General features: G+C 68.4%; 11 protein-coding genes and 1 pseudogene. 8 read left to right on the top strand and 4 right to left on the bottom strand.

Translation table 11 applies throughout. From position 1 onward, the window contains the following. Positions 1 to 39 precede the first annotated feature (39 nt). The 4 genes from B7P44_RS11140 to B7P44_RS11125 form a co-directional block, all read right to left on the bottom strand. Positions 40 to 1,026 carry an NAD(P)H-dependent flavin oxidoreductase gene (locus B7P44_RS11140; RefSeq protein WP_084903918.1) on the bottom strand — a complete coding sequence of 329 codons (987 nt, stop codon included), beginning with the start codon at positions 1,024 to 1,026 and terminating at the stop codon, positions 40 to 42. Positions 1,027 to 1,093: 67 nt separating this feature from the next. Beyond that, positions 1,094 to 1,792 (bottom strand): RraA family protein, encoded by a 699-nt coding sequence (locus B7P44_RS11135; RefSeq protein ID WP_084903916.1) that lies wholly within the window; start codon positions 1,790 to 1,792, stop codon positions 1,094 to 1,096. Positions 1,793 to 1,820: 28 nt separating this feature from the next. Next, complete coding sequence (locus tag B7P44_RS11130; RefSeq protein WP_084903913.1) at positions 1,821 to 2,984, bottom strand: isocitrate/isopropylmalate dehydrogenase family protein; 1,164 nt, start codon at positions 2,982 to 2,984, stop codon at positions 1,821 to 1,823. Then, positions 2,985 to 4,010 carry an aldolase catalytic domain-containing protein gene (locus tag B7P44_RS11125; protein ID WP_084903910.1) on the bottom strand — a complete coding sequence of 342 codons (1,026 nt, stop codon included), beginning with the start codon at positions 4,008 to 4,010 and terminating at the stop codon, positions 2,985 to 2,987. 114 nt (positions 4,011 to 4,124) lie between these two features. On the opposite strand from B7P44_RS11125, the gene B7P44_RS36285 reads away from it, so the two are divergent. The 8 genes and pseudogenes from B7P44_RS36285 to B7P44_RS11085 all read left to right on the top strand — a co-directional run bounded on the left by B7P44_RS36285 (position 4,125) and on the right by B7P44_RS11085 (position 13,506). Next, positions 4,125 to 4,361: a hypothetical protein gene (locus tag B7P44_RS36285; RefSeq protein WP_133118135.1), complete on the top strand. Its 237-nt coding sequence runs from the start codon at positions 4,125 to 4,127 to the stop codon at positions 4,359 to 4,361. A gap of 449 nt (positions 4,362 to 4,810) precedes the next feature. Next, positions 4,811 to 6,898: a TonB-dependent receptor gene (locus tag B7P44_RS11120; protein WP_084906592.1), complete on the top strand. Its 2,088-nt coding sequence runs from the start codon at positions 4,811 to 4,813 to the stop codon at positions 6,896 to 6,898. Between the two features lie 14 nt (positions 6,899 to 6,912). Next, positions 6,913 to 7,704, top strand: a complete 792-nt coding sequence (locus tag B7P44_RS11115; RefSeq protein ID WP_231716607.1) for an ABC transporter ATP-binding protein — start codon at positions 6,913 to 6,915, stop codon at positions 7,702 to 7,704. Positions 7,705 to 7,709: 5 nt separating this feature from the next. Further along, on the top strand, positions 7,710 to 8,684 hold the full coding sequence (locus B7P44_RS11110) for an ABC transporter substrate-binding protein (protein ID WP_407923989.1): 975 nt from the start codon (positions 7,710 to 7,712) through the stop codon (positions 8,682 to 8,684). Further along, on the top strand, positions 8,681 to 9,733 hold the full coding sequence (locus B7P44_RS11105; RefSeq protein WP_084903903.1) for a FecCD family ABC transporter permease: 1,053 nt from the start codon (positions 8,681 to 8,683) through the stop codon (positions 9,731 to 9,733). Before B7P44_RS11110 ends, B7P44_RS11105 begins: the two co-directional genes overlap by 4 nt. After that, positions 9,730 to 10,041, top strand: a pseudogene (locus B7P44_RS11100) (hypothetical protein); the annotation flags it as partial. The gene B7P44_RS11105 and the pseudogene B7P44_RS11100, both read left to right, overlap by 4 nt. Positions 10,042 to 10,294: 253 nt before the next feature. Then, entirely contained in the window at positions 10,295 to 11,539 is a 1,245-nt protein-coding gene (locus B7P44_RS11090) for an NAD(P)/FAD-dependent oxidoreductase (RefSeq protein WP_084903900.1), read from the top strand. Positions 11,540 to 11,976: 437 nt separating this feature from the next. Beyond that, positions 11,977 to 13,506: a complex I subunit 4 family protein gene (locus tag B7P44_RS11085; protein WP_084903898.1), complete on the top strand. Its 1,530-nt coding sequence runs from the start codon at positions 11,977 to 11,979 to the stop codon at positions 13,504 to 13,506. The last annotated feature ends 153 nt before the right edge of the window (positions 13,507 to 13,659 follow it).

Genomic DNA, 13,659 nt, shown 5'->3' with positions numbered 1-13,659 from the left:
GCGCGGTGGTGCGAGCGGCCGGCGTGCATGGGCGAGAGGTCAGGCGACCTCGGGCTGAAACGCTTCGCCGAGCTGCGTCAGGTGACGGGCCGCATCGTGCGCGATGCTTCGCACGACGTCGGCCGCCGGGCTGACCTCGCGCACGAGATCCGACACCTCGCCCGCCCAGATCGCACGCGTGCCGACGTCGTCGTCGCGAATCGCCTGCACATAGGCTTCGCGCACGGCGTCGGGCGCGTTCTTGAGCTCGTGTTCGCGCCCGACCCACTGTGCGGAGAAGTCGTTCGCGAGCGCGCGGCCCGAATACTGGGCCGGCCATTCGATCCCGCGGACGAGATCGAACGCGCGCGTGCGCACGGTGTCCTTTTCGGTCGAGTCGATGAGGCGCTGCCGCATTTTCGGGGTCGCCAGCGACTCGTCGGTCGCGACGAAGCGCGTGCCGAGCATCACGGCGTTCGCGCCGAGCGCGAGGGCGGCGGCCGCGCCGCGCCCGTCCGCGATGCCGCCGGCGGCGATCAGCGGGTACGCGTCGCCGACCGCGTCGCGCACCGCGGGAAGCAGCGGAAAGAGCGCGCGTCGCAGGTTGTGGCCGCCCGCTTCGGCGCCTTGCACGATCAGTGCGTCCGCGCCCGCGTCGACGGCGAGCAGCGCCTGGTCGACATCGTGCACCTGGACGACGGCGAGTGCGCCTTGCGCCTTGATCCTGCCGACGAACAGGTTCGGATTGCCGAACGACAGCGCGACGACCTTCGGGCGATACGAGAGCGCGAGGTCGAGCAGCTGCATGTTCTTCTCGACCGTGAACATCACGAGCCCGACGCCCCAGGGCGCGTCGACGTCCGACATCAGGCCGAGCTCGGCGCGCATCCAGTCCGGGTCGCCGTAGCTCGCGCCGACGAGGCCGAGGCCGCCGGCGCGGGAGACGGCGCCGGCCAGGCGGCCGCCCGACACGCCGCCCATCGGGGCGAGCACGACGGGATGGCGGATGCCGAACAGGCGGGTGATTGGCGAAGTGATGGCAGTCATGGATTGATCCTCGAAAAGGCGAATACCGGGAGAGCGAAGTTCATGCGTATCGGCACCAGGCGTCGGGTCAGCTCGCGTTCGCGCCGGTGGCCGGCAGCCACGGCTGGTCGTAGCGATGCAGGCGGCGGGCGTCGGCGAGGCTCGCGCCTTCGGTGACCGCGGCGATGATGCGCGATTCGGTCTGCTCGATCGCGAGCGCGCGCCTGATCACTTCTTCGGCGTGCTGCCTCGGGATCGCGATGCAGCCGTTGTCGTCGCACACGATCAGGTCGCCGGGATGCACGACGACACCGCTCACGTCGACCGGCACCTGGGTGGCCTGAAGCTGCGCGCGGTTCTTCCCGGTCTGCATGAAGACCGCGCGGCTGAACAGCGGGTAGTTGAATTGCCGGACGGTGCCGATGTCGCGCGCGGCGCCGTCGATGACGGTCCCGCGGATGTTCCGGCTGAGCGCGACGTGCGTGAGGATGTCGCCCCAGACCGTGCAGTCGGTGCGGCCCGCGTTGCTCGAGACGACTACCGAATCGGCGGGCACGTCGTCGATGTAGTTCGCGGCGTTCCTGAAGCCGGCGGTGTCGCTCACCGGCTCGTAGCGGACCGTGTACGCGAAGCCCGCGCAGCGGGCGCCCGGCACGCGCGGCGCGAGGCCGTGAAGGCCGCCCGAGATGCGCAGGCTGTCGAGCGCATCCGACAGGCAGGCGGTGTCGAGATTCCGGCAGGCGGCCAGGAGCGCGTGGTCGTTCGCGACGGGTGGAGTGCTGGTCATCTTGGTGAGTCCCGTAGAGAAGGGCGTCCTAGGATTGGATCGACGACAGTTCGAGCGCGCAGCGCTCGATGATCGCGTCGGCGACCTCGCGCGTCGTCGACGCGCCGCCCAGGTCGTAGGTGCGGCAATCGGAGCGCGCGACGTCGCACACCGCCGAGCGGATCGCAACCGCCTCGTTCGCGTAGCCGTAGTGATCGAGCAGCAGCGCGATCGTGAGGAACATCGCGCTCGGGTTGGCCTTGCCGAGCCCGGCATGCGCGGGCGCGCTGCCGTGCACCGGCTCGAAGTACGCGCCGGATTCGCCGATGTTCGCGCTGGGCGCGAGCCCGAGGCCGCCCATGACGCCTGCGCCGAGATCCGACAGGATGTCGCCGAACATGTTTTCCGCGACGATCACGCCGAACCGCTCCGGACGCCTGACCATCCACAGCGCGACGGCGTCGACGTTGTCGATGCCGACGGCAATCCCCGGATAGTCGGCGGCGACCGCTTCGATGATGTCCCGCGCGAACGCGCCGCTATGGCGCAGCACGTTGGGCTTGTCGGCGAGCGTCACCTTGTCGAAGCCGTGTCGCCGCGCGTAGTCGAACGCGAAGCGGAACAGGCGGGTGAGGCCGTCGCGGGTCTGCAGCCGCACGGCCATCGTGGCGTCCGCCGCCGCGACGTGCTTCCACGGCGCACCGGCCTTTTCGTGCCGCGCCAGCACCGGCTCGAATTCCGCGGGAATCGCCGGGAAATCCAGCCCGGCATACAGGCCCTCGGTGTTCTCGCGAATGACCGCGAACCGGTAGCGGTCCGGGCCCAGCACGTCGACGATCGGCCGCACGTTCGCGAAGAGACTGAGTTTCTGCCGCAGCTGGATGACGGGCGATACGTACTGCAACCCCGTGCCGCGCAGCTCGGCCGCGAGTTCGCCTTCGGCCTCGCGCATCGGCTTGCTGGTGATGGCGCCGAGCAGCGTTGCGTCGCTCGCGGCGATCTTGTCCCAGGTCGCGTCGGGAATCGGGTCGCCGCCGGCGCGCCAGCATTCCCAGCCGATTTCGCCGAGGCTCAGTTGGCTCGGAATGCCGAGCGCGTCGAGCACCGGCAGCGCGGCGTGCGTGACCTCGACGCCGATGCCGTCGCCCGGCAGCACGCAGATGCGCAGCGGCGACTGCGGCCGGCCCGGTTCGATGTTGTTGCGCGCATTCATTCAGAGTGCTCCTACGCGCGCTTCGGTCTGGCGGCGTGCGGGCGCCACGTGTTGCTGCGCGGTGTCGGCTTCGCCGGCCTTGCGCTGGTCGCGCACGCGCCGCAGCGTCCGGAACCACTCGGATTCGGAGTTGTCGGCGATCGTCGCCGCGATCTTCTGCTTCGCGTCGAACGAGATGTTGTACGCGCCGAGCATGATGTCGACGAGCGGTGCGGGCTGGCTGCTCTCGGTGACGTGCTGCGCGGCGTACGACGACAGTTCGAGCACCTTGACGAGGTCGTAGCGGGTCGGCGCGTCGAGCCGGTCGAGGTACGCGGCGATCATGCTCAGGTGCAGGTTGCCGGCGCCCTTGCCCATGCCGCACAGCGACGCGTCGATGTACTCGGCGCCGGCGTCGACCGCGGCGAGGGCGTTCGACAGCGCGAGCGACAGGTTGTTGTGCGCATGGAAGCCGAGCGGCACCGCGACGCGGCTCGCGAGCTTGCTGATCAGCCGCTCCGTGTCCGACGGGATCATGTTGCCGTTCGAGTCGGCATAGACGACGATATCCGCGCCCGCATCCTCGGCGCGCACCGACATTTCGGTGATGGCGGCGAGCGGCATCGTCGTCACGTGCGTGACGTTCGCGCTGACCTTCAGCCCGTGCCGCTTCACGCTCGCGATCGTGGCGACACCGTCGTCCAGCTGATCTCGGCGCAGGCAGACGCGCACCATCGCGACGCCGCGATCCGCGAGCATCGCCAGGTCGCTGTCGTCGATGTTCCGCGGGTGCACCATCACGCAGAGATTCGTTTTTCCGTCTGCGGCGTCGACGAGCGCGTCGATATAGCTTTCGTCGACCGCGCTGGTGAGCCCGTGTTCGCTCTTGCGCACGAACGACCCTTTCCGATACCCGATCTCGACGTACGGGACGCCCGCCTGCGCGAGCCTGCGCGTCGTCTCGACGGCGAAGTCGGTCGTGAAATTGAAGTTGTTCCGATAGCCGCCATCCCGCAGGGTCACGTCGGTGATGATGATGTCGTTCATTTCTATGCCTCGTTTAAAAAGTTGGGAAAACGAAACGAAATGCAAATTTCTAATATGGCGCAGGTATCCTGCTTTTATTGATCTTTTGTTGTCGATTGCTGGAGGTGAATTTAAGTGATGAAACAAGGGGCGTCATCATCCTTGAGGATGATTGCAGCTGGCTGCTTTCGGCAATGGCGCCTGGTCGACGCGCGGGCCGATGCGGAAAGCGCCTTGCTGGATGGCTTGCACGCACTCTTGTTGGGCGATGGCACCACGCTCGAGCCGGCATGCTCCGAAAGCGGACGCCGGTTGATCTGCGATGGTGCGAGGCGTCGCCCGCATTACGATTATTTAATTAAAATCGAATGACGGCTGAGCGAATGGGCGCGCAATTCATTTCGTCGCTTATCGGCCGACGGCAGCCAATCGACTGCATGAAAATTGAATTAGGTTATTCCAATCAAATGTATTGACATGTGGTTTGGATTTGTCGTGCGGGTCCGATCCGGAGATCGGGGGTGAACACGCTCCCGTTTCGCGACGCGCGCCGGTATCGCGTGCAACGCAGGTCGTCTTGCTGACAATTGCCTGACGATATAATGTATCATCGCAGGATTGCATCGCCGACCGGTGCGACTGCCTGCCGGTGCGTGGTTTCGCGCGCGGCGGAACCACACGAAGATCGATACACAGTGACCAAAACAACGCGACCACCGACCCGCGACGCGCGGCGACGCAGCCCGCCGCGCGGGAGCGGGGCGGCCTGGCTGACGCTCAAGCACACGCGACGCGGCTGCACGACGATGCTGACCTGCGCGATGACGACTTCCGGCGCGCTTGCCGCGGAGGCCGCAGCGGCCGATGCCGCCCCGCACGCGCTGCCGGCGATCAACGTCACCGCGCAAGGCGCGCCGCTCGATCCGCTGTCGCGCGTGCTCGACACCGGTTCGCGGCTCGGCCTGTCGAGCCTCGATACGCCGGCGAGCGTCGAGACCGTCACGGCAGAGGCGATCGCCGCGCGCGGCGACCACACGGTGCTCGACGCGGCGACCCGCGCGACCGGCTTCTCGAGCGCGGCCTCGCCCGGCAACGGCGGCACCGCGCTGAGCGTGCGCGGCTTCGGCGGCCAGGAGTCGGTCACGACGCTGCTCGACGGGGTACGGCTCCTTCCCGCCGCGGGCACGATCACGTTTCCGTTCGATGCGTGGTCGGTCGACCGCATCGAGGTGCTGCGCGGTCCGGCGTCGGTGCTGTATGGCGAGGGCGCGATCGGCGGCGTCGTGAACGTGGTGCCGAAGCGGCCGCAGTCCGTCCGCGAGACGACGCTGCAGACGGGCTTCGAGACCGGCGGCGGCAAGCGCGTCGCGTTCGACACGACGGGCGCGCTCGGTTCGCGGCTGTCGTACCGGTTCTATGCGAGCGATGCGCGCGCGAACGGCCTCGCGGCACGGGCCGATACGCATACGACCGCGTTCGGCGGCGCGTTGAAGTTCGACGCGAGCCCGCGGCTCACGCTGACGCTCGACTACGACTACGGCCGCCAGAAGCCGGCGACTTACTACGGCGTGCCGGCCCCGAACGGCGTGCTCGATTCGACGCTGCGCAAGCTCAATTACAACGTCGGCGATGCGACGATTGCCTACTACGACCAGTGGACGCGGCTGTCGGCCACGTACCGGCCGACGGTCGGCGTGCGAATCGACAACCAGTTCTACTACCTGACGTCCAATCGCCACTGGCGCAATGCCGAGTCCTACGCGCTCGATGCGTCGACCGGCCGTGTGACGCGCAGCGACTACCTCGAGATCGGTCATCACCAGCGGCAGATCGGCGATCGCGTCAGCGCGCGACTCGACGGCCGCGTGCTGGGCCGCGCGAACCGCTTCGTGATCGGCGCGGAACTCAACCAGATCACGTTCGACGGCAGCAACAATTCGCCGTATCGCGGCGAATCGACGGTGGACGCGCATGGCTTCGATCCCGGCGTGTTCGCGAGCCCGGATCCGACTGTGCCGCAATTCAGCACGCGCACGCGCCAGGCCGCGATCTTCGCCGAGAACCGTCTGGAAGTGCTGCCGCGCGTCGCCTGGGTGAGCGGGCTGCGCTACGACCACGTCACGTATCGCCGCGAGCAGGCGGCGACGGGCGCCGGCTTCGACAAGCGCTTCGCGAACGTCGGCTGGCGCACCGGATTCGTGTTCGAGGTCACGCCGACGCTGTCCGCATACGCGCAATACACGACGGGCGCCGAGGGGCTCGGCTCGCTCGTGACGCTGTCGGCGTCGCAGGCGAACTACCGGCTCGCGACGGGCGAGCAGTGGGAGGCGGGCGTCAAGCAGACGCTCGCCGACGGCCGCGCGTACTGGACGTTCGCCGTATACGACATCACGAAGCGCAACCTGCTCAGCACCGACCCGTTCAACCCGGCGCTGCGCCAGCAGGTCGGCCGGCAGTCGTCGCGCGGCGTCGAGCTGACGGGCGGCGCGCGGCTGCCGCACGGCTGGACGGTCGACGCGAACGTCGCGCTGCTGCGCGCGCGCTACGACGAATTCAACCAGACGAGCGGCGGCGTCGCGCATTCGCGCGCCGGCAACGTGCCGGCCAACGTGCCGCAGCAGACCGCGAATCTGTGGCTCGGCTGGGCGTTCGCGGAGGGCTGGCAGGCGAATGCCGGCGTGCGCTACGTCGGCCGCACCTACGGCGACGATGCGAACCGCGTGTCGACGCCGTCGTACACGGTGTTCGACGCGTCGTTGCTGTGGCGCCCGACGTCGCACGTCGACCTCGCGCTCTATCTGCGCAATCTCGCGAACCGCACATATGCGGTGACGACGTCGAACGGCGGCGAGCAATGGCTGCTCGGCCCCGCGCGTTCGGCGGAGCTCGTCGCGACGCTGCGCTTCTAGCGATGACGGTGCGCATGCCGACGCCGATGCTGTCGATCGATCGCGTGAGCTGGTCGCCCGCCGGCGTGCCGACCGTGCTCGACACGGTGACGCTTGCGGTCGGCGCGGGCGAGTTCGTCGGGCTCGTCGGCCCGAACGGCAGCGGCAAGACGAGCCTGCTGCGCTGCGTGTTCCGCTACACGCGGCCCGACGGCGGCAGCGTCGCGCTCGATGCGCAGGACGTCTGGCGCATGCGGCCGCGCGCGGTTGCGCGGCGGATCGCCGTGCTCCAGCAGGAGACGCCAGACGACTTCGGGCTGACCGTCGACGAGCTCGCGTGGATGGGCCGCACGCCGCACAAGGGGCTGTTCGACGCGGATACGGCCGACGACGCAGGAATCGTCGAGCGCGCGCTGCACGACGTCGGCCTGCTGGCGCGGCGCGCGCAGTCGTTCGCATCGCTGTCGGGCGGCGAGAAGCAGCGGGCGCTGCTGGCCCGCGCGCTCGTCCAGCAGCCGGAGCTGCTGCTGCTCGACGAGCCGACGAACCATCTCGACCTGCGCCATCAGCTCGAACTGCTCGCGCGGGTGCGGCGGCTCGGCATCCCGACGCTCGCGACGATTCACGATCTCAACCTCGCGGCGGCGTACTGCGACCGGCTCTACGTGCTCGCGCACGGCCAGGTGGTCGCGTCCGGCGCGCCGGACGACGTGTTGACGGAAGCGATGCTGCGCGGCGTGTTCGGCGTCGCCGCGCTCGTCGACCGTCATCCCGTCACGGGCCGGCCGCGCATTACTCCCCTTCATACGCCGCTTCATCCGGAATGACTCTCATGCCGATCCCCGACCTGCGGCGCCTCGTCGCCGCCGTCGCGCTGGGCTGCGCCGCCGCGCACGCAAGCGCCTATCCCGTCACCGTGCGCAGCTGCGGCCGCGACGTGACGTTCGACCGCGCGCCGACCCGCGCCGTGAGCAACGACGCCAACCTGACCGGGATGCTGCTCGCGCTCGGCCTGAAGGACCGGCTCGTCGGGTATACGGGCATCGGCGGCTGGAAAACCGGCAACGGGCGGCTGCGCGCCGCGCTCGCCGGCGTGCCCGAACTCGCGAGCCAGTATCCGTCGCTCGAGGTGCTGGTCGCGGCGCGCGCCGATTTCTACCTCGCCGGGTGGGGCTACGGGATGAACGTCGGCGGCCCGGTGACGCCCGACACGCTCGCGCCGTTCGGCATCCGCACGTATGAACTGACGGAGTCGTGCTCGCACGTGATGTCGCGGCCGCCCGCGTCGTTCGACGACGTATTCCGCGACCTGCAGAACCTCGGCCGCATCTTCGCGGTGGAAGCCCGCGCCCGGCAGGTCGTCGATGCGATGCGCAAGCGGCTCGCGGCGGTTGCGCGCACGGTCGCCGCCGCCGGGCCGCCGCTGCGGGTGTTCGTCTATGACAGCGGCACCGACAAGCCGACGACGGCGGGCGGCCTCGCGATGCCGACCGCGCTGCTGGCCGCGGCCGGCGCGCGAAACGTGATGGACGACCTGCCGCGCAGCTGGACGCAGGTGAGCTGGGAGAGCGTCGTCGAACGCGATCCGCAGGCGATCGTGATCGTCGACTACTCGGCCGTGACCGCCGAGCAGAAGCAGCGCTTCCTCATGAGCCAGCCGGCGCTGGCGCGCGTCGCCGCCGTCCGCGACCGGCGCTTCGTGGTGGTGCCGTACGACGCGGCGACGCCGGGCCCGGAGAATGTCACGGCCGTCGAGACGATTGCGCGCGCGCTGTATCCGGCCGCGTTCGCGCGCGCGCCGCGATGAGCGCGCCGGTCCGGGTCGCGCGGCTGCGCGCGGGCATCGCGCTGCCGCTGCTCGCCGTGCTGCTGGCGGTGTCGGCCGTGCTGTCGGCCGCGTTCGGGTCGGCGCCGATCGCGCCCGCGCAGGCGGTGCGAATCGTCGTCACGCATGTCGCGGCCGCTTTCGGCCACGCGGCGCCGCTTGACGGGGCGCTCGCCGGGAACCTCGGCGACGACAGCATCGTCTGGCTGATCAGGATCCCGCGTGCGCTGCTCGCGGCGCTCGTCGGCGCGACGCTCGCGAGCGTCGGCGTCGCGCTGCAGGCCGCGACCGCGAATCGCCTCGCGGATCCGCACCTGCTCGGCGTCAGCGCCGGTGCAATGCTCGGCGCGGTCGCCGCGACGCTCGGGTTCGGCGCGGCGTTCGGGCCGTTCACGCTGTCGATGGCCGCGTTCGCGGGCGCGCTCGCCGCGACGGCCTGCGTGATCGCGCTCGCGTACCGGCGCGGCCGGCTCGAATCGGACCGGCTGCTGCTCGCGGGCGTGTCCGTGTCGTTCATGATGGCCGCGCTCGGCAACCTGATGCTGTATCTCGGCGACCCGCGCGCGACGGCGTCGGTGCTGTTCTGGATGCTCGGCGGCGTCGGCCTCGCGCGCTGGGACCTGTTGCCGGTCCCGGCCGTGTGTGCGGTGCTGGCCGGCGTGGCGCTGTATGCGCGCCGCCGCGAACTCAACGCGCTGATGTCGGGCGACGTCGCGGCGGCGGCGCTCGGCGTGCCGAGCGCGCGCATGCGCCGCGAGGTCTTCGTGATCGCGTCGTTCGCGACGGGCGCGATGGTCGCGGTGAGCGGCGCGATCGGCTTCGTCGGGCTGGTGACGCCGCATCTGTGCCGGCGCATCGTCGGCGCTGAACATGGGAGGCTGCTGCCCGTCGCCGCGCTGACGGGCGCGATCCTGCTGGTGTGGGCCGACGTGGCCGCGCGCACGCTCGCGGCGCCGGAGGATCTGCCGATCGGCGTGGTGACCGCGTTGTTCGGCAGCCTGTTCTTCGTCGTGTTGTTGCGGCGAAGTTGACCGCGGAGGAGGGCGGCTCACGCGTCGTCGTCACGGGGCTCGGCACCGTGTCGTGTCTCGGCAATGCGCTGGACGACGTGTCGGCGGCGCCGCGCGCGGGCGCGATCGTCGGCTCAGGCATCGGCTCGATCGCGGCCTATGACGACGCGATCGCGATCGGCGCGCAGCGCGGCATCGACAAGACGCCGCCTTATGTCGTGCCCAAGGCGATGAGCAGCACGGCGTCCGCGTGCCCGAGCGCCGCGCTGGCGATCGGGCAGGCGATGCCGACGATCCTGGCGGGCGCGAACCGTCGTTCAGCAGCCGGAACGATTTGCCTTGGCTGCCACGCGCAGCACGCGATGTTCCCAGGTGTCCGTGCGCAGCCACCAGACGCCGAAGGCGGTCTCAGAAACATAGGTGGCGGCGTGCAGGCGGGAAGACGGCATGGGGCCCTTGTTAGACTCTTCGGTTTATTGGTCGCTTATCGTAATTGGCATCGTGCCGGCGCGGCGTGGAGATTCCGTCTGAACAATCACGCGCAAAGGGCAACAAAGGGCAAGCAACAAAGGGCAAGCAAACATGAATGAAACGAACTCCGGTCCGGTCGAGGTCGACGTCGCGATCATCGGCGCGGGGCCTGCCGGTGCGGTCGCGGCGGGACTGCTGCGCAAGGCGGGCCGATCGGTACTCGTGCTGGAGCGGCAGCACTTTCCGCGCTTCTCGATCGGCGAAAGCCTGCTGCCGCAGAGCATGCAATACCTCGACGAGGCAGGCATGCTGCAGCCGGTCATCGAAGCCGGATTCCAGTTCAAGAACGGCGCGTACTTCGTGCATCGCGACCGGATGGCGTCGTTCGACTTCCGCGACAAGTTCACGCCGGGGTGGGGCACCGCGTATCAGGTCGAGCGCGCGGCCTTCGACGACCTGCTGATTCGCTGCGCGGCGCAGCAGGGCGCCGAGGTGCGGTTCGGCCATACGGTGCGTGCCTTCGCGCCCGGCGACCGGCCGACGCTCGACGTCGTCGACGAAGCCGGCCGCGACTATCGCGTGCAGGCGTCGTTCGTGCTCGATGCGAGCGGCTTCGGCCGCGTGCTGCCGCGCCTGCTGGATCTCGAGGCGCCGACGCGCATGCCGACGCGCGCGGCGATCTTCTCGCACGTCGAGGACCGGCTGCCCGCAGGTTCGACCGATCGCGACAAGATCTGCATCGCGGTGCACCCGGAGCGGCGCGACGTGTGGTTCTGGATGATCCCGCTGACGAATGGGCGCTCGTCGGTCGGATGCGTCGCGGAGGCCAGTTTCCTCGACGTCCCCGAAGCGCGTCGCGAGCCGCTGCTGCGCGAGCTGTTGCGGACCGAGCCGACGCTGGCGCTGCTCGTCGGCGACAAGCCGTTCGTGATGCCGGTGCGGCATATCGGTGGTTACGCGTCGAACGTCGAGCGCCTGCACGGGCCGGGCTATGCACTGCTCGGCAATGCCGGCGAGTTTCTCGACCCGATCTTTTCGTCGGGCGTGACGATCGCGCTGCGTTCGTCGCATCTGGCGGTGCGCGCGCTCGAGCGCCAGCTGCGCGGCGAGGCGGTCGATTGGCATCGTGATTACGACGTCGCGCTGCGCAAGGGCATCGACGTGTTTCGCGAGTTCGTCGAGCACTGGTATTCGGGCGCGCTGCAGGATGTCGTCTTCTACGACCACAAGGCGCAGGAAGTGAGGCGGATGATCTGCTCGATCCTCGCGGGCTACGCTTGGGACGAGTCGAATCCGTTCGTCCGGGAACCGGGCCGGCGCCTGGCGGTGCTTGCCGAACTTTGCCGGAATCGCTAGCCGTCGACGGGCGCGCACGGCAGCAAAATGAAATAAATATGTAATAAATACTGTAAGGATTCCGAGTCGGCCGCCGTGCAGATTCGGGGCGCGCTCCGCAGAGCCGTCTTGCGTGCGACGACAGCCGATGGCGTCAAAAAATGCGGCAATGCGTCGGAAGTGCGCTATTTACTCGTTCCAGATCAAAAAAATTAATCATTAAAATCAATTATCTGGAACGGCGTTTTAAACGGTCGTCTTGCTGCGCTGCAAAAAATAATCAACCGTTTTATGCTGGTTAACCCGGCTGCGCTTGACCGGCATCAAGTTCTCGCGAGATGCCGCTTTACATTTGCCCGACACCGGCGATCCACGAAATCTACCTTTCAAGTCGATTTCGTTCCTTTCGTTGCGCCTGTCCCCGATCCAGCGCGCGGCACTCTCAGGGCTTTACTGACATGCAAGCTTTCCCCATTCTGAGCCTGGCCATCTGGGTTCCGATCCTGTTCGGCGCGTTCCTGCTGCGCGCCGGTTCCGACCGCCATCCACGCCGCACGCGGCTGATCGCGCTTGCCGGCGCGCTCGCCGGGCTCGCGGCCGTCGTGCCGCTGGTCGCGGGCTTCGACACGCATTCGGCCGCGATGCAGTTCGTCGAGCACCACGACTGGCTCGCGGCGTTCGGTTCGGGCTGGCGCGTCGGGATCGACGGCGCGTCGCTATGGCTCGTCGTGCTGACCGCCTTCACGACGCTCGTGATCGTCGTCGCGTCGTGGGAGTCCGTCACGGTGCGCGTCGCGCAATACCTGGCGTCGTTCCTGATCCTGTCGGGACTGATGGTCGGCGTGTTCGCCGCGCAGGACGGCCTGCTGTTCTTCATCTTCTTCGAAGCGACGCTGATCCCGCTCTACCTGCTGATCGGCACGTGGGGCCGCGAAAACCGCGTGCATGCGGCGGTGAAGTTCTTCTTCATCTCGTTCGCGGGCTCGCTGCTGCTGCTGATGGCGATGCTGTACCTGTACGCGAAGTCGCACACGTTCGACATGAGCGTGTGGCGCACGCTGCAGCTCGGCTTCGCGCCGCAGCTGCTGGTGTTCCTCGGCTTCTTCGCGGCCTTCGCGGTCAAGGTGCCGATGTGGCCGGTTCATACGTGGTTGCGCGACGTCTACTCGGATGGCCCGACCGGCGCCGCGCTGATGCTCGGCATGCTGAAGCTCGGCGGCTACGGCTTCCTGCGCTTCGCGCTGCCGATCACGCCGGACGCGAGCCATTTCTTCGCGCCGGCCGTGATCGCGCTGTCGCTGTTCGCGATCATCTACGCGAGCCTGCTCGCGCTCGCGCAAACCGATCTCGGCAAGCTGCTCGCGTATTCGACGGTCGCGCACATGGGGCTCGTCACGCTCGGGCTGTTCCTGTTCAACCGGATCGGCGTCGAAGGCGCGATCGTGCAGCTCGTGTCGTACGGCTTCGTCGCGGGCGCGATGCTGCTCTGCGTGAGCGTGCTGTCCGACCGCACGAACACCCGTGCGATCGCGGAGTACGGCGGTGTCGCGAACGTGATGCCGCGCTTCGCGACGTTCACGCTGCTGTTCTCGATGGCGAACGTGGGGCTGCCGGGCACGTCGGGGTTCGTCGGCGAGTTCATGATCATCATGGGCGCGATCCGCTTCAACTTCTGGATCGGCGCGCTCGCGGCGCTGACGCTGATCCTCAGCGCGTCGTACACGCTGTGGATGCTCAAGCGGGTCGTGTTCGGCAAGGTCGCGAGCCCGCGCATCGCGCAGCTCGTCGACCTGAACCGCCGCGAGATCGTGGTGTTCGCGTCGCTCGCGCTGATCGTGCTGATGGTCGGCGTCGATCCGAAGCCGTTCACCGACGCGATCGATCCGACGGTCGCGCGCCTGATCGACGAGGCCGGCCAATCGAAGGTGCCGGACGGGGACGGCGCGACGCCGGCGCAGTCGTCGTTCGTGGCGTCGGTGCACGACTGATCGCCGCGGCGCCGATGTGTCGGGGGCTGCTTGCGCGCATGCGTCGCAGCCCCGCGACAATCTGACACACAGCAAATTTTGCAATGATCATTTGCCGCATTTGTTGATTTTCAACAAATCCAGTCGCCTTAAGATGCCGCCACTTTCGTGGAT

The sequence above is a fragment of the Burkholderia ubonensis subsp. mesacidophila genome (assembly GCF_002097715.1).
GTDB lineage: Bacteria > Pseudomonadota > Gammaproteobacteria > Burkholderiales > Burkholderiaceae > Burkholderia > Burkholderia mesacidophila.
Note: the sequence above shows the minus strand (reverse complement) of the source record. Positions and strands in the feature narration are given on the sequence as shown.